Origin of the sequence: Luteibacter sp. Sphag1AF (genome assembly GCF_014192715.1) — a bacterium.
Lineage (GTDB): Bacteria > Pseudomonadota > Gammaproteobacteria > Xanthomonadales > Rhodanobacteraceae > Luteibacter.
Genome location: NZ_JACHYH010000003.1, coordinates 359,656 through 378,495, shown reverse-complemented (window position 1 = coordinate 378,495; position 18,840 = coordinate 359,656). Strand labels below are relative to the sequence as shown.

Sequence of the window (18,840 nt, the reverse complement as noted above, 5' to 3'; positions counted from 1 at the left end):
GGACTTACCATGACACGCACACGCATCATGCTGGCGGTTGCCCTTACCCTGGGCATCGCAAGCTTCAACGCCACGTCCGCTGATCTGGACGGCACCATCGAATTCACCGGCGCGCTCAGCACGTCCACGTGCCTCATCGAAGGCCATCCGCCCGGCCAGAACCTGGCCAAGAAAGACGTGCCCCTGGGTGGCGTCGAGGTTGGCAAGCTCACCGCCGTGGGCAGCACGGCAGGTGATCGCGGTTTCAACATCACCATCGGCGGGGCCAACGATCTCACCTGCGAAGACGGCAAAATGGCGCGCGTCGGCTTCGACGTCACCAGCCCGCTGCTTGATACCGTCACTGGCCGTCTCAACATCGACGGCGGGCAGGACACCGCCTCCAACGTGCAGATCGAAGTCATCAACCAGGACGACGGCACGCCGATCCACATGTTCACTGACCGCTCGCATCCGGTGGAAATCCGCAATCACCAGGCGATCATTCCGCTGATTGCGCGTTATCACAGCCTGGGCGCAGCGACAGCAGGTGCCGCCAACAGCCGTATCGGGTTCAACGTTACTTACGATTGATCGCACCGACCCGTACGTATTGACACGACAGGTGCGTTGTTTTTTCGACAAGCCTGTCGTGTTTCAGGAAAAAACCTCATGAACATCTTCAGCAAGTGCACCGCACTGGCGTGCGTCATGCTGTGCGCGCTCTCCAACACTGCATCCGCCGGCATCATCATCGGCGGTACACGGGTCGTGTTTCCCGCCACGTCCCGTGAAGTGACCGTCCGCTTGCAGAACAAGGCCAACGTACCGGCGCTTGTACAGGCATGGGTGGATGCCGGTGACGAAAGCTCCACGCCGGAAACCGCCGAAGCTCCCTTTACGCTGGCACCGCCCATTTTTCGCATGGATGGCGGAAAAGGTCATTCGCTTCGCCTTATTCACACCGGCGAAACGATGCCGACGGATCGGGAATCCCTGTACTGGCTGAATGTGCTGGAAGTTCCGCCGAAGCCGAAGGATGGGTCCGCCAAAAACACACTGCAGTTTGCGTTCCGCATTCGCATCAAGATGTTCTACCGGCCGGCCGACTTGCCTTACTCCGCCAACGAAGCGCCATCCCGGCTTGCATGGACACTGCGAAACGAAGGCAACAACGCGTATCTGGAGGTGACCAATCCCACGCCCTACTACATCACCTTCAGTGATGTGTCGCTGGTTGCGGGGGAGGTGCGCTATCCAAAGCGCGATACCGGAGGTGGCATGGTGGCTCCACATCAGAGCCTGCGCTTCAGCGTTTCTGCGGTTCAGACGGCAGTCGATGCACTTCGCGTGGAGTACAAAACCATCAACGACTACGGCGCCATGGTTTCGGCCACGGCGGCACTTTCCCACTGACTTTTGCTGAGTGCTGACCCAGCGTCAGCCTGTCTTCATGCACTTGCTCGGCCGCAATTCGCGGTGGGCTGAACGCACCTGGCGTTGCCCCCGTCAACACTATGGACTGTAAAACATGCGACCGCGACTGAGCGTCACACATCCCGCATTCGTGGGGCGGCATGGCGCACTTCCTCGCGCCATTCATGCCGTTGTTCTTGCCGGTGGCAGTGGAGTGGCGGTAGCCGGCGAAGTGCCGACGCCGCCCGATGCAGAAGCATACGAGTTCGACAGCCGGTTCTTTCCTGCCGGTAGTCGGGCAGCCGCCGATATTTCGCGCTTTGCACACGCCAACGTCGTGCTTCCTGACGTTTACCCCGTGGACATCATCTTCAATGGACAGCGTCAGAACGGTCGTGACGTGCGATTCGCGGTGCTGGGCGACGCGATCACCGCCAGCCCCTGCATCGAGCCCGACTGGCTGATCGAATACGGCGTCGACGCCACCGCGCTGGCCAGCGCGAAAGCCACGCCAGGCGCCTGTCAGACCATAGATCAGCTTGTCCCTGGCGCCACGGCGACATTCGACGTATCGGACCAGCGCCTGGAGCTGACGGTGCCTCAGGCACACATCAGTCATTTGCCACGCGGCTATGTTCCGCCGCAACTATGGGATCAGGGTATCAACGCAGGCCTGTTGTCTTATCGGGCCAATACCTATCAGACGTCCACATCACAAGGCTCGTCCGTCACCACGTCGTACCTTGGTCTGGACGCGGGCCTCAATCTCGGCGCCTGGCATCTTCGCCACACAGGCACCCTGCATTCCACATCGGGGCGTGGTGCCCGCTATCAGCAGAACGCCACCTATGTGCATCGTGATCTTCCCGGCATGGGTGCCCAGTTGTACGTGGGCGAGACCTATACCGATGGCACGATGTTCGACAGCCTTCGGCTTACCGGCGTGCGACTGGTCAGCGACTCACAGATGCTGCCCGGATCGCGTGCTGGCTATGCACCCGTCATCCGTGGCGTTGCTGCGGGCACGGCACGCGTCACCATTACCCAGCGTGGCATATTGCTTTACGAAACCACCGTGCCTCCCGGTGCGTTCGCCATCGACGATCTCTATCCCACCGGTTACGGCGGCGATCTGAAAGTCACGGTGACCGAGGCCGACGGGCGGCGCAGCGAATTCGACGTCCCCTATGCCGCCACCCCTCAGCTACTGCGTGAAGGCCGCACGGACTACGCCCTCAACGTGGGCCATCTCAACGAAGTGGAGCAGGCCGAGCGCCCATGGCTTGCACAGGCCACGATCCGCCACGGCATCAGCAACAACCTTACCGGCTACATGGGTGGCCTCATGTCCCGGGGCTACGCCGCGTATCAGTTCGGCACGGCCTTCAACGCCCGCGTGGGCGCCATCTCCGCGGACATCACCTATGCGCATGCCAACGTGCCAGGCCTTGGATTGTCCAACGGTCACAGCATCCAGCTTCGCTACAGCAAGACGTTCGTGGACACCGGCACGATCTTCGCGCTGGGTGCCTACCGCTACTCCACGGCCAGTTACCTCGGCCTGCTGGACGCCAACCGACTGCGTTCGCTCTATCGGCAAGGACAGGACATCAGTCAGTACGAACGTATCCGCAGCCGCTTCGACATCACATTGAACCAGTCGCTGGGTGGCCGGCGCGGCTCGCTGTTTCTGTCCGGTTCGGCAGAAACCTACTGGAACAGCGGACGCAATTCGGTGACTTACTCGGCCGGCTACAGCAGCATGATCGGGTCTGCCACCGTGGGGCTCGGCGTGCAACGGGTGCGCACCGCATCCGCGGATGCCGGACGACGTCGATCCGAGTCGCGCGCGCAGTTCACCGTGTCGTTGCCCCTCGGCAGCGCGCCCCGCCGCCCTTATTTCACCTCGGAAATCGCCCATGAGTCCGCCAGCGGCCTGCAAGGTCGGGCAGGCCTCAGTGGCGGCTTCGGCGATCAGGGACAATTCGGCTACGCAGGTAGCATGTCCCGGCGGGGTGGCCGCACGGCCGTGGAAGCCATGGCCAGCTATGCGGCGCCGGTGGCAGACCTGTCCGTCGCCGGTAGCGACGACGGCCAGACGCGCACGTTCTCCGCAGGCGCGGCGGGTGGCCTGATCGTGCACGGTGGCGGCGTCACGTTCTCGCAGACGCTGGGCGAAACCGTGGCCCTCGCGCACGCGCCGGACGCAGCCGGCGCGCAGCTCTCCGGCACGCGCGGGGCGCGGCTTGATCGTCGCGGCTACGGTGTGGTGCCGTATCTGTCGCCTTACCAGATGAATGAAGTGGCCGTGGACCCCGTCGGCACGTCGCTGGACGTGGAAATCAAGGCCACCAGTCAGCGCGTTGCGCCGCATCGCGGTGCTGTCGTGCTGGTGAAATATCAGACGGTGAGTGGCCGCGCGCTGCTGGTCAAGGCACGCTCTGATGACGGCCAGGTGCTTCCTTTCGGGGCGGAGGTATTCGATCGAACGGGGCAGGTTGTTGGCGTGGTTGGACAGGCGGGGCGCATTTTCGTCCGCGACAGCGCCGGCAACGATGGACTTACCGTGCGCTGGGGGAAGGGCGATCACCAGTCCTGCAACATCGTGCTCCCTGACAACCTTCCCGCCACGTCGGGCAAGACGCTGACCACGATCAGCGGCTCCTGCGCCCGACCGGTTCCCGTGGCTGCCCATGCCCGGCAGGCCACCTCACTCCACTACCCGGGAGGCACGCCCGATGCGCGTCCATGAGAGGTTGCGGCGCTGGGTGCCGCTGTACGTCGCCCTTGCAGGGTTTGCCTTGTGCACTATCCGCGCGTCAACGATTGGTCCGGAACTTCGCTTCGTCGTAAGCGGCACGCTTGCGGGAAGCTGTGGCTTTGCGACCGACGACATCACGTTTGATCTGAAGGATGTCTACGCCAGCGCCTTCGAGAAGCCGGGCGCCACGCACGGACATGCCGAGAGCGCCATCCGCTCCACCGGCTGCTTTGGCGTATCGCGGGTGAAGATGATTTTCTCCGGCGATCAGGTAGCGGGTTATCCGGAGCTCTTTGGCGTATCGCCAGGAGGTGCGAAGGGCATTGCGGTTCGTCTCGACACGCTGGACGGCCGTCCTGTGATCCCCGGCCGGGAAGTGCACTGGGCGCCTCAGCCTCAGGGCGGCGGATACGGATTCGTTGCCAGCTACGTGCGAACCGGCGACATGAAAGCCGGTGCCGCCCACGCGCGCATCGTCGTGGACATTACCTATGACTGATCGTCTGTACTGCTGGATTGCACTGCTTCTGCCGATAGTGGGCGCAGTGCATGCGCAAACCATCACGCCATTGCTGCCGGACGCGTCCGAGAGCGTCAACCTCTGGGTGGAAGGTCGCATTGTCGGCGGCTGCGAGTTCGAGGCATCCAGTCTGAACGTGCCCATGGGCCACATACGTGCGAGCGCGTTGCCGGCTGTGGGCGCTGCGGGTCCGTGGGTGGATCTCGCGTTTCAGGCCAAGGCATGCCAGGCCGTGAATCGCATCACCATGAGTTTTGATGCCGAACCCGATGCTGACAGTGCGGAGCATTTTTCGCTGGACGAACCTCTACGGGGTCTGGCCATCGAGCTGCAAACGGCGGCAGGAGACATCGTGGTGCCTCGTCATCCCCAGCCACTGGTATTCGATCCGCTTCCTGCGAATGGACGGTACGCGTTCCGCGCGCGTTACAAACGCTTGCGTGACCTGTCGGCCGGCGAGGCAAACGCCACCGTCACGGTGCGCATGACGTTCGACTGACGGCAACGGATGCCGCGATATGCACAGGGAGACACATCATTGAATTATCTGATTTCAGGCATCGCCACGTTCGCGCTGGCGCTATTCACCCTGCCGTTGCACGCCGATGCCGATCGCATTGAGGCGCAGGTCCGCGGTAACCTTCTGGGAAGTTGTGGCTTCGATCAGGGGCGCGATGTCATTTACTCCATGGGCGATGTACGCGCACTCGACATGCCATCCGTGGGGTCGCCCACCGAATGGGTGGAGCGTTCCATCGTGACGTCCGGCTGCTTTGGTGTCGAGCGCATCATCATGACCTTCAACGCGGCATCCGCTAATGCAGACGGTCATCCAGAGCTTTTCTATGCATCAGGTGGCTCTGGCGGTGTTGCCATCGAGGCACAGACGGCCGGCGGCACGGCCATCTTTCCCAATGACCAGAACGGGCTTGTCTGGAAGCCATCCGAAGATGGAGACAGCTACGGCGTGCGCATTCGCTACGTTCGTATTGGCGATATCAAGGCGGGCGAGGCCAACGCATGCATCGTCGTCATCATGCGATTTGAATAGCGGTATTCACCTGCAAATTGACTTCGCTCAAGTCGTGACCACATCGCAAGGGTAGCCTTCTCGCCATCCAGACAAGCGTCTGCAAGTGCAGGAAACATCATGAACAAGCATCTCGTTATGGCATGCGTCGCGGCATGTGCTGCGGCTGGCAGCTTCGCGGCGCACGCCGCATCATCCGATCAGAACTGGGTCGTGCATGTCGGTGCGCATACCGTTGATCCGGTGTCCGATTCGGGTCGCCTCGCCGGTATGAACAGCAAGGTGGGGAGCAGCACGCGCCCGACATTCAGTGCTGAATATTTCTTCACGCCGTCGCTGTCGCTGGAAGTGCTTGCGGCATTGCCGTTCAAGCACGACGTGCGCCTGGATGGAGCGCGCGCGGTGAGCGTGCGCGAACTGCCGCCTGTGGTGGGCGTCAACTATCACTTTCTTCCCGGTTCCAGCGTGTCGCCCTTTCTTGGCGCAGGCGTGAACTACACGCACTTCTATGACGCGAAAGGCACCGGTCCACTCACGGGCGCACACGTTGAGCTCAAGGACAGCTGGGGCCTCGCGGCTCATGGCGGCGTTGATGTGCACATCAACGACCGCTGGATGGTCACGGCCGACCTGCGCTGGATCCAGATTCGCAGCAAGGTATCGGTGGGCGGCGAGCGTGTCGGCAAGGCGCGCATTGATCCGCTGGCTTACGGCCTGAGTGTCGGCTACCGCTTCTGACAACAACCCAGGGGGAGGGCGCGGTTCGCCGCGTCAACTCACCGCAGCGAGCGGTGGGGCCGGGGGAACTCGCCCGTGATATCGTGCTTTCAGCCCGATTCACGGGCGCAGGCGGTGGCATGTTGAGCGGGATGCACACTCAGGCAGAAGCAGCGGTTGTTGACCTGCACGGCGCGCGCACCAGTTGTGCCACGTGTGGATTGCACGAGCTTTGCCTGCCTTCTGGCATGAATGCGGATGTGCTTGCTCGCCTTGATGGCGCCATGCGGCAGAAGCGTGTCCTCGGTCGCGGTTCCGTTCTGTATCGACAGGGTGACGCTGCGCGCGCGCTGTACGTCGTCAAAGCCGGCTCGGTAAAGACTTACGTCGATAGTGCGGATGGCGATGCCCAGGTTCTGGGTTTTCATCTGGCCAGCGAATCGCTGGGCGCCGACGCGCTTGCGGGAGACGTGCACTCGTGCACGGCCGAAGCGCTGGAATCGACTACCGTCTGCGAGTTGTCTTACGCGCGCCTTGAAGACATGGCGCAGGAAGCGCCTGCATTGCGCCGCAAGCTGGCCTCGGTATTGGGCAGCGAAGTCCGTTCGGCCCAGGACCATCTGGTGATGATGGGCAAGCCGCAGGCCATCAAGCGGCTGGCTCTGTTCCTTCATGGCCTGTCGGATCGCCATGGCCGGTTGTCGCGCGACAGCGCCGAACTGAAGCTGACCATGTCCCGCCAGGACATCGCCAGCTATCTGGGCCTGGTCATCGAAACGGTCAGCCGCCTGTTCACTCGCATGGAAGAAGATGGCGTGCTCGAAGTGCGCCGGAAGACCGTGCGAATTGTCCGTCCTGACCGTCTGGCCGATCTGTGCGGCGTGGCGCTGATACCCGAGACCGCGCCCCGGCGCCAGGCCCACTGACGCCCGGGCGGGGCTCACGGCATCGTGGCTTTTCCGCCCCATTGGCCCATCCAGGACCCACTGGCGCGCCGGTTCAGCCGGTGTCAGCATCTGCAGACCGCATCCCACGGTCGTTTCCCTCCTTCGGTTTGCAGCCCTGTGCCGGATACCGGAAAATGACCGGTCCGATCCGCCCAGCCGCCGACCCTTAACCAGGGCGGGCCCTGGCTCAGAGGGCGGACGCGACGCCGGCAAGTCCTTCGGGTCGCGGTGAACCAGACAGCAAACGAGGGAAATCCATGGCACGCGGCATCAATAAAGTCATTATCGTCGGCAACCTCGGTGCAGACCCGGAAACCCGGTACACCGGCAGCGGCACGGCGATCACCAGCCTGCGTATTGCTACGTCCGAGGCCTGGACCGACAAGCAGAGCGGCGAAAAGCAGGAACGCACCGAGTGGCATCGCGTGAAGCTGTTCGGCAAGCTCGCGGAAATCGCGGGTGAATACCTCAAGAAGGGCCGTCAGGTTTATATCGAAGGCTCGCTGCGCACCGACAAGTACACCGACAAGGATGGCGTCGAGCGCTTCTCGACCGACATCATCGCCAACGAGATGCAGATGCTCGGCGGCAACGCGGGTGGCGAAGGCGGCGGTGGTGGCGGCTTCGGCGGCGGTCAGGGTGGCGCCCGTCCGCAGCAGGCACGCAGCGGCGGCGGTGGTGGCAACTACGGCGGCGGTCAGCGCTCCGGTGGCAGCAGCGGTGGCGGCAACTACGGCAACCGCGGCGGCGACGACTACGGCCAGTCGCGCGGCGGCAACGACCGCGGTGGCCCGACCCGCCAGGCTCCGCCCCCGGTCAGCAACGAAGGCTTCGACGACGACGATATCCCGTTCTGATCCGCACCACCTCGCATATTGTGCGTTTGATAAAAGGCCATGGATTTCCATGGCCTTTTTTTCGCGACCTGGGGTGGGGTGAGTGGCACGTGGGGTATCCTCCGTACCAGATACTCCGTGTAATTGGTTCGATGCGACGTCCGGAGCCCCGACTATGTGCGGCTCGCATATCGCAAAGAAAGCTGATCGCGGATGTTCGCTTCCGCCCCTCGGCGCGCATACGGGCTACGGGGTCGAAAACAGTTTCATTGGATGATTACCAGGGGGAAACATGATCGCAAGGCAGTTGCTCACCGTTGGCTTCAGGTTGTTCGCAATCTGGTTGTGCGTTGCCGCGCTTCAGGCATTCAGTCTGGTTGCCAGCGCACGGACGATGATTTCCTTCCTGGACGATACACCGTGGTCAGGCCTGGTGTTCGTCGGAGTATTTATCGTCATCGCCGTTATTGTATGGGCACTAAGCAGCCCTTTGTCGCGCGTACTGACCTCCGGGATGCAAAGTATCGGGAATGCAAGAATCTCCGCCACCGATCTGGTCGCGGTGGGGTGTGTGCTCATGGGCTTGTGGTGGCTGAAGGAAGCGATCCTTCCCCTGCTGGCTCTGTGGGGCAAAGCCATCTCTCTATCGGAGGATGGCGGCAAGAGCGCATTTGCGTTGCTCGGTGCCGAAGGCAAAGTATCCGTGAGTCTGTATATGCTGCAGATTGCAATTGGCGCCTATTTCGTGACTCAGCCCTACAAGCTCGCCACGCGTCTGGTTCGCCATGTTCCCGTGGTCTCGGAACCAGAGGCGCAGGGCTGAGATACCCCTGGCGCGTTCTGGCTGATCCTGGTTCTTGAACGTCGCCTCACAGCAGAACAAAAAAGCCCGCTACGTATGAGGTAGCGGGCTTTTGTCTTTCAGAGGGCCCCGGGTCATATCACGCCGGGGCTCCCGGGCATCAGAAGAACGATGCGCCGAAGGTCACCATGAAGGTACGTTCCTGCAGGACCGAGTAGTACGGAGCGGAGGCGAACAGCGTGGTGCCGTTGGCGTCTTTTTCCTTGGTCGGGTTGGTGGCAAGGAACGCGGTCACGTTGCTTGCGTAGGTCAGCGCCTTGCGGTCGCCGACGTTGAACAGGTTGATCTTCACGTACGGGCTGCGGAACCAGTCGGCGAAGTCGCCGAACTTCCAGCCGGTGCTGAGGTTGACGGTGGTGTAACCGCCGGCGCGCTCGGTGTTGGACCAGTCACCCCAGATCGGACCCTGGTACTTGGCATTCAGCGATGCCCAGAACGGGCCTTCGTTGAAGTCGACGCCCACGTAGCCGGAATTCTTCGGCACGTTGAGCAGCGTCTTGCCCTTGGTGTTGTAGATGCCGTCGCCCAGCGAGTTGAGGTCGTCCTGCATGCGCGCACGGGTGTAGCTGTAGTTCGCGTAGGTGGACCAGTTGTCGGTGATCTTGTAGCTGCCTTCGGCGTTCAGGCCACGCATGTGCACGGACGGCAGCTGCGTGTAGACGGTCAGGCCGGTGACCTGGTCGTAGCCGGAGATCTGCTTGTTGTTGAGGTTGGACGCGTATGCATCGACGTTCGCCGAGAAGCGCTCGCCGTAGAAACGCCAGCCGAGGTCGGCGGTCGTGGAGGTCTCCGGCTTGTTCGGCAGCGGGGAAGCCTTGGCCGTGCCATTGCCGTACAGCGCGTTGCTGAGGATGGCGCCGTTGACCGGAGCGCGGAAGGTCTTGCCGATGCCGAAGTAGAACTGGTTCTCGGCATCCAGCTGATACTTCACGCCAGCGGTCGGGGTGAACTTGTGGAACGTGGCATTGGGCGAAGCGTCGTACTGGGCGTTGGTGGTGGTGACCTTGCCCGTCGTGCTGATCGAGCCGATCGAGTTCGGGAACTCGGCGACGTAGCCATCACGCTTGGACCACACGTAAGCCAGGCTGCCGGAGAAGGTCCACTGGTCGTTGGGCGTCCAGTTGTCGGTGATGAATGCCTTCTCGTTGGTCGTCGTCGTGTACTGCTGGTAAGCCTTCTGTACCGAGCCGTCGGGGTAACGCAGGAGCACCGTGTTGGCCCACGTGTCGACCGGGATGCCCGTCTTCGCATCCACCGGCACGAAGTCCTGGCCCTGCGACTGGCGCGGGCGCTCGTACCACACGCCGTATTCCAGGCTGTTGTTGTCGGTCAGGTCCTGGTTGAGCTTGGCGATGATGCCCGGACGATACGTGTTGGAATAGCTGAAAGAGTTGACCAGCTTGGTGCCGCTGATCTTGCCGTCGCCGTCGAGATCGACATTGACCGACTTGTAGTAGTTGTTGTTCGCCAGCGGATTTTCCGTGAACGTCGAACCCGAACCGCTGCCGCCGGTACCGAACTGGAAGTAGGGCACCACGGACAGACGCAGGTTGTCGCTCAGCGTGAACTCGCCGTCGGCGCTTGCCAGATAGTTGCGGAACGGATTCTGGTGCAGCGCGTAGAAGTTGCTGCTGGTGCTGCCCGGCGTGTACGTGCCGAGGTAGCTCTGCTTGTACTGCGTCTGGGCCTGAGCCTTGGTCAGCGACTCGTAGTTGGTCTTGACCTCACGGTTGTACTGCAGCGAGAACGAAATCGAGTTCTTGTCGTCAATAGTCCAGACCGACTTGCCGTCCACCTTCGTGACCTTCGACTTGCCGACGCCACGCCACAGGTTCGTCTCGTTGTTGGAGTACGACAGCCATGAACGGACGGGGCCCAGGTCGCCGGTGTTCAGGCGCATGAAGGTGCGGTGATAGCTGTTCTGGCCCAGGGTCTGGCTGAAATCGAGGCCAGCCTTGTGCGACGGATCAACCGTCACCCACGCGATGGAGCCACCGGCCGCGCCCGAGATCGGCGTGTCGTTGTCCGGGTAACCCTGCTGGACGGTGATGTCGCCCATGTTTTCGGTGTCGCCGTACTCTGACGAGTAGATCTTGTAGCTGCCGCTGTCGTTGATGGGCGCGCCGTTCACCGTCACGCCGATTTCGTCCATCGGGAAGCCGCGCACAGTCGCATTGCCATCGTTGAGGCCGGTGTAGTCATCCGTGGAGGACACCACGCCCGGGATCGAGTCGATGGCCTGCACGAACGTGGCGCCTGGCGCTGCCTTCACGATGGCATCGCGGGAAACGGTCGACACGGCCTTGGCCGCATCCTGCACCGACATCAGGCCGCCACCGAGGGCCAGCGAGTTGGCCTTCACCTGCACGGCGCTCATTTGCTGGGCAGCGCGGCGGGTCGCGTTGTCGTTGGTGGTATTGGACGTGGATGCGACATTGGCGCGTTGCGGCTGGGTCGTCGCGTCCTGGGTTGCCTGGGTGTCCTGGGCCGAAGCGGCACCGGCGGCAACGAACAAGGTCAGGGCGATCGCGGCCGAGAGTGAATTGCGGTTCATCGACTGGTTTCCTGGAAAGCTAATGGTGTTGTTGGAATCGTTTCGGACGCGACGGCCATTCCCCATGCCGTTGCCCCGTAATGCAGACCGTCCCCGGAAGGCCTCTTCCAGGTCCGCCCTTAATTGCGAATATCGAATTTACTTACCATTACTTCGTAATTAATATCGATTATTCCGGTGCGATAAATATTGCGAAGTGCGCAAGAAAAAACGTTCCCTTCGAGCACGGCAAAGCGCCCGCTGGCGAAAGCGGGTCGAAATGAGCAGTCTTCCTGGAAAAGCCTTGCAGCCAGTGGCTGGAAGGGTGTTTCTCTAAACGCTGAGTCCGACCTTAGCGTCCGATAATGACAGTTTAGCGATTATCTGATCTTTTTTTATCTTTTCAAATGCACCGATTTCACGGTCGCAAATAATCGCGAAATTGACCATTATTAATTGCGAAATAGATAATGCGCCCGGAGGCTATTTGCCCGTGGTGCCGCCCAGGATGGGCGTGGGGAAAGACACCACCGGTCGCCATGGATATACCGACTTGCCCAGGTTGGAGCCCATGCGGTGTTGCAGGGCGCTGGCGTTATACAGGCCCGCCCGGTTGGACATGGCCGACTGCGCAGCGTCGGCAGAGAGTGCTGGCGCACCGGCATGTGTTTCGCGTGGTGTCATCAATTGACTGAGGCAGTCATAGGAAGGCACGCGCCGCCCGTCGATTTCCACATCCGTACACGAACGTGTCGTCTGCGCTTTTGCCGTCGTGGCAGTCATGAAAGCGAGAGCGCACATCAGCAGGGCAGGGCCTGATCGCATCAGCTTGTTCCGGGTGGCATGGAGGGGCGGCGAGCGCGATCCTACTCTCTCCGCCCGTGCATGTACGTGCGCGGAAAGTGTCACAAATCGTGTCACAAAAATGCGTCTTGCCTGTCATGCAGCGGGCCTAGCTTTAGGGTCTGCATCGGTTAGATCCAACGGATCAGGCAGGCAAGACATGGCCGTGGCACGAAGCGCGGTCGCATGGCTCGGCCTTCTCGCGTTGGCCAGCTCGGTATGCCAGGGGGCAGAGCAGCGCCCGTCGCTCGATGAGAGGCGGGCGGAGGGAGCGCAGGGGGCGCTGGTTGATTTTGATATCCCGCCACAGTCGCTGGTGAGCGCGTTGCGCGCCTATAGCGAAGCGACGGGAATCGCAGTGCTGGTGGATGACGATCAGGTGGAGGGGCGTGACAGCGCCGGGTTGCATGGCCGCTATCGCGTTGCCGATGCGTTGAATGCGCTTCTGGGAGGCTCGGGCATGGTCGCGCGTTACGCGTCACACGATGCGTTCACGGTTGCGCCGGCGTCGTCAGTGGGACGTCCCCCTGGGGAAGGGAGGGGCGTCGCAGACGACGCCGGTGCCGCTGTGGATCGCACGTATGCCTCGCGTGTGCAGCACGCCGTGGAAATGGCCCTGTGCCGTTCGGAGCACACGCGTCCGGGCACGTACCGTCTGGCGTTGTCCTTGTGGGTGGATGCGGCAGGTCGCGTGGAGCGCAGCGATTTGCTCGACACCTCGGGCAGCGCGGATCGCGATGCACGAATCAGCGCGGCGTTGTCGCAGATGAATGTGGGTGTGCCTCCTGCGTCGGTGTCCTCGCCGCTGGTTTTGCTTCTCCTTCCACGGGCGCCTGGCGACCCGTTCGATTGCCACAGTGTCCGGAGCGACAATTGATGGAAGCGACGATGCTTGGCCTCTTTGTGGATCATTACAATGACTTCGCGCGCCGCCTCCGCCGGCGTCTTCGCTCCGACGCACTCGTTGATGACGTGATGCAGGAAACCTACCTGCGTGTGGAAAGCATGCGTGCGGTGGAGGGCGGTTCCAGCAATCCGGCCGGTTATCTGTTCCGCATGGCGCTGAACGTTGCAGCGGACCAGAGGCGCGCCGAAAGCCGCTACCTTACCGGGCAGGAAGTCGACGAGCTGATGCATGTGGCCGACGACGCGCTCGATCCGGCACGTGTTTTCCGCGCCCGCGACGACATCGCGGCACTGGAGCGGGCGCTCCAGGAGTTGACGCCACGCCAGCGCGATATCCTCATTGCGGCCCGGGTGGACGACATGCCGCAGGCTGACATTGCCCGGCGCTTCGGCATTTCAGTGCGGATGGTGGGCAAGGATCTGAAGGCGGCACTCGAACATTGTGGACTGCGTCTCGATCGACCCGTGGTCCAGCGGTTCGGTCCCGGGGCGGGAAAAACGTCTTAAGCGTATGGAAGGCGAAAACGTCGAGAAGGATGAGGAAGCCCTGGCCCTGCGCCGAGATGCACAGGCGTGGCTTCTGTTGCTCACCTCCGGCCATGCCACCGCCGACGACGCGGAAGCATTCCGCCGCTGGTGCTCCATCAGTGACGCGCACGCGCGGGCATTCGCCGAAACCCGCGTCCTGTGGGACAACCTCGCCCCGGCTGCGCGCCGTCAGGCGGACGTGTCGCGCCGCCATCTACCCCGTGCCCGCATGAGCAGGCGTGCGTTTCTCGGCAGCGCGGTCGCTGCATCCGCGGCTGCCTTTGTGTTGCTTCGTTCGCCATGGAGCCCGCTACCGGGCTGGAATGGACAGGCACCGGACTGGCAGACCGGCACTGGCGAGCAGCGTCGGGTACAGCTGCACGACGTCGTCATCGAAATGAACACGCAGACCGCCATGAGCCTCCTTCCGGGAGGAAGTGGTGTCGAGCTGCTTCGTGGTGAGGCGCTGGTCTCCACGCTGGCGCATCGGGCTTCACGTTTCCTCGTGACGGCCGGTTCGGGCGAGGTCATGGCAGGCTCGTCAACCTCCTGCAACGTGCGTTGTCTGGATGAAGGCGTGCAGGTGACATGTCTGGACGGTGACACCCGCCTCGCGTTTGCAGGACGCACGGCGGTCGTGAAGCCGTCGCAACAGGTGGATGTCGACAGCGCAGGCATTGGTATCGCGCTGGCTGTGAATACCGAGGTGGCCATGGCCTGGCGTCACCGTGTACTGATTTTCGACAGCGAGCCTCTGTCCAGCGTCATCGACGATATCAACCGTTACCGTCCGGGAAAGATCATCGTGACCAACTCGCAGCTCGCATCGCGCAAGGTGCATGCGCGTTTTTCGCTGGATCAGCTTTCCAATGTCACCCGCCTCATCCACGACGCATACGGTGCGCACGTTACCGAGCTTCCCGGTGGCGTGACTCTGCTCAGCTGATTCGTGAATTTTCTATGACACCGGTTCAGTCCTGCCCGGTGAACTGCGTCTACTGATCGAAAGCACACAACGAGCGCTCCGGCGCGGTGAGTTGCATCAGACAGGGGCAAGGTTCGCGTGAGAAAGGCCAGTGTGGCAGGTAGGCGGTTGAACGGCACTGTGCGGCTTCTTGCTGGCCTGGCCATCGGGGCGGCGTCGCTGGCGCACGCACAGGACAACCCGCCGGCAACAGCAGCGGCCGTTCCCGAGTCGTTTGACGTGAACGAGTACGTGGTGGACGGAAACACCGCCTTGCAGGCGGCGGATATCGAGGAAGCGGTGTATCCGTTCCTGGGCCCGGGCAAGACGCTCAACGACGTCAACGGCGCGCGCGATGCGCTCCAGAAGGTTTACCAGCAGCGCGGCTTCCAGTCGGTTGTGGTCGACCTGCCGCCGCAGCAGGTGAAGGGCGGCGTGATCCGGCTTCAGGTGATGGAAAACACCATCGGTCACGTTCGCATCGAAGGTGCGCGTTATCACTCGCCTTCACAGATCCGCGAGAACGTGCCGTCGCTGGCAGAAGGAACGCTGCCGAATTTCAATCAGGCGCAGACCGAACTGACCCAGGTGAATCGCCAGGCTGGCCAGCAGGTGGTTCCCCTTCTGACGCCGGGCAAGTTGCCGCAGACGATGGATGTGACGCTGAAGGTGGAAGACACCTCGCCGTGGCATGGCAGCGTGGAACTGAACAACGACCACAGCGTCAATACGCCGGAACTTCGCACCGTGGCCAGCGTGCGCAACGACAATCTCTGGCAGGCCGGTCATGCAGCCTCGTTGACTTATATCGTTGCTCCCCAGGATCGCAGTGCTGCGGAAGTCTATTCCGCATCCTACATGGCACCGTTGAACGCGGACTGGAATCTGCTGGCGTCGGGCTACAAGTCCAACAGCAACGCCAACACAGTCGGCGGAACCACGGTGCTTGGCAAGGGCAACGCGTTCGGCTTCCAGTTGGTGCGGACGTTGCCCGCACACGATGGTTACGCGCAATCACTGAGCGTTGGCGTGACGCGCAAGCACTTCGACCAGAACATCAGTCAAGGCGTCGCCAGTTCAAAGACGCCGATTACCTACCTGCCTCTGACCGTGTCTTACAACGGTCAGGCCGCGCGGGAGAAGTCGACCACGAGCTTCGCGCTCGCCGGAACCTTCGGTGTGCGTGCGGGCGGAAGCAACGCAGCAGAGTTCGACAGTCAGCGCTACAACGCGCGCGCCAACTTCTTCTACCTGCGCAGCGATCTGACCCATGTGCTGCTTTTTGCCGACGGTTTCAGTCTTGCCCTGCGCGGCAGTGCGCAGGCGGCGACCTCGTCACTGGTATCCAGCGAGCAGTTCGCGGCCGGTGGCGACAGCACTGTGCGCGGCTACCTGGAAGCTGAGGACACCGCCGATCATGGTGTCATCGCGTCGGCGGAGCTGCGCTCACCGTCCATCGCACCGGCCATTGGCAAGTGGGCCAATGAATGGCGTTTTCATGCCTTCGTCGATGGTGCGCATCTGGTGCTATCCAATGCATTGCCACAGCCAGTGGATACGGCCGACCCGACGAAGGGCGACTTCCGTCGTACGACCTTCGATCTGCTCAGTGCCGGCCTCGGTACACGTTTTCAGTTCTTCGATTACCTCACCGGCACGCTCGAAGTTGCCTATCCGCTGAAGGATGGGCAGGCCACGCGCGCGCACGACACGCGGGTTCATTTCAGTCTCAGGGCAGACCTCTGACCCGCGGGGTCGGTGGTGACACGTTTCAGGGGAAATTTATGCGCTTCGTAATTCTGGCTTGTCTGCTCCTGCTCGGCGGTATGTCGGGCATCGTGCACGCGGAAGGCTCCTGGTGGAACCAGGACTTCTCGTTTCGCAAATCCATCACCATCGACGGAAGTACCAAAGGTGGCAATCTGGCTGCCTCTGCCGGGCGCACGCCGGTACTGATCCGGTTGCATTCGGGCAACTTCCAGTTCGACGGCGTATCCGAAACCGGTGCCGATATCCGCTTCATCGCGGCCGATGACAAAACACCGCTCAACTACCAGATCGAGAGCTTCGATCCGGTCCTCGGCGTGGCACTGATCTGGGTCGACCTGCCCGAGGTGGGTACGTCGGCACAGTCCATCTGGATGTACTACGGCGACAAGAAGGCCACCGACGCAGCACGCGGTTCGGCAGCATTCGATGCCGACTACAGTGTCGTCTACCACTTCGACGACGCTGCCGGCAGCGCGCCCAGGGACGCCACGGCGTATGGCAACAACGCGACGGGCAGTGTGGCGACGGTAGACGGCATCATCGGCAAGTCAGCACGTTTCGACGGGCTCACGCCGCTGACGTTGCCGGGCAGCGTGTCGCTCAACATCACACAGGGTGGCGCGTTCACCTTCAGCACCTGGCTCAAGATCGACAGCATTGCCGCAGGTCGTTCGGCGCTGTATGCACGCCGTCAGAATGGCAACGCGGTCGTGATTGGCCTGGAGCAGGGCATCCCGTTCGTGGAAGTTGCCGGCGGGACGACCGTTCGCAGCGCTGCCGGTGAGCCTGTGAAGGCGGGGCAGTGGACGCACGTCGCGGTAACGGCCGCCGACGGCAAGTTCATCGTCTACGTGGATGGTCGCCAGTACGCAACGCTTGATGCCGCTCTTCCCGCGTTCACCGCGCCCGCTCTTCTGGGCGGCGACGCGGCCACGGAGGGCGGCAAGAGCACCGATCTGTTCGTGGGCCAGCTGGATGAAGTGCGTATCTCGCGTGTAGCCCGCGCACCGGCCCTCATCACCGTCGATGCCATGTCGCAGGGTGCGGAGTCGAAGCTGGTCGAGTACGGGCCTGACGAAAAGCAGGCAGGCATGGGCTTCGGTTACTTCGGCATCATCGTCAAGTCGGTGACGGCGGATGCCTGGGTCGTGATCGGCATCCTGATGATCATGGCGGTCGTGTCGTGGCTGGTGATGTGGCAGCGCGCCGCTTACGTGGGTTCGGTGACGCGCGCCAATGACGTGTTCCTCGACGTGTTCCGCTCCGCAGGAAAGAACATCCTCGCACTCAGCAAGGAGCCGGATACCTCGGCAGTCGTTACATCACTTCGCAACTCATCGCTGTTCCGCCTGTACAAGGTCGGTGCGCGTGAGGTGTGGAGCCGCCGCGACGAGTACGGCCACGCCACCATCCCGGCTGAGTCGATCGAAGCCATCCGCGCCACGATGGATTCGACACTGGTTCGCGAGAACCAGCAGCTGTCCCGCTCCATGGTGCTTCTGACCATCGCCATTTCCGGCGGCCCCTTCCTGGGGCTGCTGGGTACCGTGGTGGGCGTGATGATCACCTTCGCCGCGATTGCCGCCGCAGGCGATGTGAACGTCAACGCTATCGCCCCCGGCATCGCCGCTGCGCTACTGGCGACGGTCGCCGGTCTATTCGTCGCGATTCCCGCGCTGTTTGGCTACAACTACCTGCTCATCCGCAACAAGAACGTCACCGCCAACATGCAGGTGTTCGTGGATGAGTTTGTAACCCGACTGGCCGAACTGCATCGCAGTGTCGACCAGCCCGCGCTGGCCTGACCGGAGAGCATGCCATGCGCGCGCAGGATGACGACAAGCCGTACGACGACATCAACATCACGCCCATGCTCGATCTGGCGTACGTCCTGCTGGTGATCTTCATCATCATGACGACGGCCTCGGTGCAGGGCATCAAGGTAAACCTGCCCAAGGCAAGTGCGGCGGTCAGCATGGCGAAGCCTCAGACCAAGGCGATCACCGTGTCTGAAACCGGACAGATATTCCTGGATGCCTATCCGGTGACGCTGTCCGAACTGGAGCAGCGCCTTCGTTCGCAGAAGGCGCTGACGCCGGACTTCCCGGTGGTGGTGAAGGGCGACTCCACGGTGCAGTACCAGAAGGTCATGGACATCCTGGACCTGCTTCGTCGGGTGGATCTTTCCCAGGTCGGTCTCGTGACCGGCAAGCCGGCGAAAGGCTGAT

Annotated in this window: 18 protein-coding genes; 16 read left to right on the top strand and 2 right to left on the bottom strand. The window is 62.2% G+C overall.

Features of this window, described 5'->3' with window-relative positions; all coding sequences use genetic code 11:
• Positions 1-9 precede the first annotated feature (9 nt).
• The 10 genes from FHW69_RS11170 to FHW69_RS11125 all read left to right on the top strand — a co-directional run bounded on the left by FHW69_RS11170 (position 10) and on the right by FHW69_RS11125 (position 9,029).
• Positions 10-573: a fimbrial protein gene (locus FHW69_RS11170; RefSeq protein WP_221195498.1), complete on the top strand. Its 564-nt coding sequence runs from the start codon at positions 10-12 to the stop codon at positions 571-573.
• A 78-nt stretch (positions 574-651) separates the two neighbouring features.
• Positions 652-1,395: a fimbria/pilus periplasmic chaperone gene (locus FHW69_RS11165; protein ID WP_183423126.1), complete on the top strand. Its 744-nt coding sequence runs from the start codon at positions 652-654 to the stop codon at positions 1,393-1,395.
• Positions 1,396-1,510: 115 nt separating this feature from the next.
• Entirely contained in the window at positions 1,511-4,147 is a 2,637-nt protein-coding gene (locus FHW69_RS11160; protein ID WP_183423125.1) for a fimbria/pilus outer membrane usher protein, read from the top strand.
• Entirely contained in the window at positions 4,134-4,655 is a 522-nt protein-coding gene (locus tag FHW69_RS11155; RefSeq protein WP_183423124.1) for a type 1 fimbrial protein, read from the top strand. The genes FHW69_RS11160 and FHW69_RS11155 overlap by 14 nt, the downstream gene beginning before the upstream one ends.
• Positions 4,648-5,175: a fimbrial protein gene (locus tag FHW69_RS11150; protein WP_183423123.1), complete on the top strand. Its 528-nt coding sequence runs from the start codon at positions 4,648-4,650 to the stop codon at positions 5,173-5,175. The genes FHW69_RS11155 and FHW69_RS11150 overlap by 8 nt, the downstream gene beginning before the upstream one ends.
• A 39-nt stretch (positions 5,176-5,214) precedes the next feature.
• Positions 5,215-5,727 carry a type 1 fimbrial protein gene (locus tag FHW69_RS11145; RefSeq protein ID WP_183423122.1) on the top strand — a complete coding sequence of 171 codons (513 nt, stop codon included), beginning with the start codon at positions 5,215-5,217 and terminating at the stop codon, positions 5,725-5,727.
• Positions 5,728-5,826: 99 nt separating this feature from the next.
• Positions 5,827-6,444 carry an OmpW family outer membrane protein gene (locus tag FHW69_RS11140; protein WP_255494756.1) on the top strand — a complete coding sequence of 206 codons (618 nt, stop codon included), beginning with the start codon at positions 5,827-5,829 and terminating at the stop codon, positions 6,442-6,444.
• Positions 6,445-6,563: 119 nt separating this feature from the next.
• The gene (locus tag FHW69_RS11135) at positions 6,564-7,349 is read left to right on the top strand and encodes a cyclic nucleotide-binding domain-containing protein (protein WP_255494755.1); all 786 of its coding nucleotides are present in this window, start codon (positions 6,564-6,566) and stop codon (positions 7,347-7,349) included.
• 278 nt (positions 7,350-7,627) lie between these two features.
• Positions 7,628-8,227, top strand: a complete 600-nt coding sequence (gene ssb / locus FHW69_RS11130) for a single-stranded DNA-binding protein (protein WP_183423121.1) — start codon at positions 7,628-7,630, stop codon at positions 8,225-8,227.
• A gap of 271 nt (positions 8,228-8,498) precedes the next feature.
• The gene (locus FHW69_RS11125; RefSeq protein WP_183423120.1) at positions 8,499-9,029 is read left to right on the top strand and encodes a hypothetical protein; all 531 of its coding nucleotides are present in this window, start codon (positions 8,499-8,501) and stop codon (positions 9,027-9,029) included.
• 139 nt (positions 9,030-9,168) lie between these two features.
• On the opposite strand, the gene FHW69_RS11120 is transcribed toward FHW69_RS11125, so the two are convergent.
• The gene (locus FHW69_RS11120; RefSeq protein ID WP_183423119.1) at positions 9,169-11,622 is read right to left on the bottom strand and encodes a TonB-dependent receptor; all 2,454 of its coding nucleotides are present in this window, start codon (positions 11,620-11,622) and stop codon (positions 9,169-9,171) included.
• Positions 11,623-12,084: 462 nt separating this feature from the next.
• Positions 12,085-12,426 (bottom strand): hypothetical protein, encoded by a 342-nt coding sequence (locus FHW69_RS11115; protein ID WP_183423118.1) that lies wholly within the window; start codon positions 12,424-12,426, stop codon positions 12,085-12,087.
• Positions 12,427-12,604: 178 nt separating this feature from the next.
• Between FHW69_RS11115 and FHW69_RS11110 the strand changes: the two genes are divergently transcribed.
• The 6 genes from FHW69_RS11110 (at position 12,605) to FHW69_RS11085 (ending at position 18,839) form a co-directional block, all read left to right on the top strand.
• The gene (locus FHW69_RS11110; protein ID WP_183423117.1) at positions 12,605-13,321 is read left to right on the top strand and encodes an STN domain-containing protein; all 717 of its coding nucleotides are present in this window, start codon (positions 12,605-12,607) and stop codon (positions 13,319-13,321) included.
• Positions 13,321-13,857, top strand: coding sequence for an RNA polymerase sigma factor (locus FHW69_RS11105; RefSeq protein WP_183423116.1), 537 nt, complete (start codon positions 13,321-13,323; stop codon positions 13,855-13,857). Before FHW69_RS11110 ends, FHW69_RS11105 begins: the two co-directional genes overlap by 1 nt.
• Positions 13,858-13,861: 4 nt before the next feature.
• The gene (locus FHW69_RS11100; protein ID WP_183423115.1) at positions 13,862-14,824 is read left to right on the top strand and encodes a DUF4880 domain-containing protein; all 963 of its coding nucleotides are present in this window, start codon (positions 13,862-13,864) and stop codon (positions 14,822-14,824) included.
• A 159-nt stretch (positions 14,825-14,983) separates the two neighbouring features.
• Positions 14,984-16,588: a ShlB/FhaC/HecB family hemolysin secretion/activation protein gene (locus FHW69_RS11095; protein WP_183423114.1), complete on the top strand. Its 1,605-nt coding sequence runs from the start codon at positions 14,984-14,986 to the stop codon at positions 16,586-16,588.
• Between the two features lie 38 nt (positions 16,589-16,626).
• Positions 16,627-18,417 (top strand): MotA/TolQ/ExbB proton channel family protein, encoded by a 1,791-nt coding sequence (locus FHW69_RS11090; RefSeq protein ID WP_183423113.1) that lies wholly within the window; start codon positions 16,627-16,629, stop codon positions 18,415-18,417.
• Positions 18,418-18,431: 14 nt separating this feature from the next.
• The gene (locus tag FHW69_RS11085) at positions 18,432-18,839 is read left to right on the top strand and encodes a biopolymer transporter ExbD (protein ID WP_183423112.1); all 408 of its coding nucleotides are present in this window, start codon (positions 18,432-18,434) and stop codon (positions 18,837-18,839) included.
• Position 18,840 lies beyond the last annotated feature (1 nt).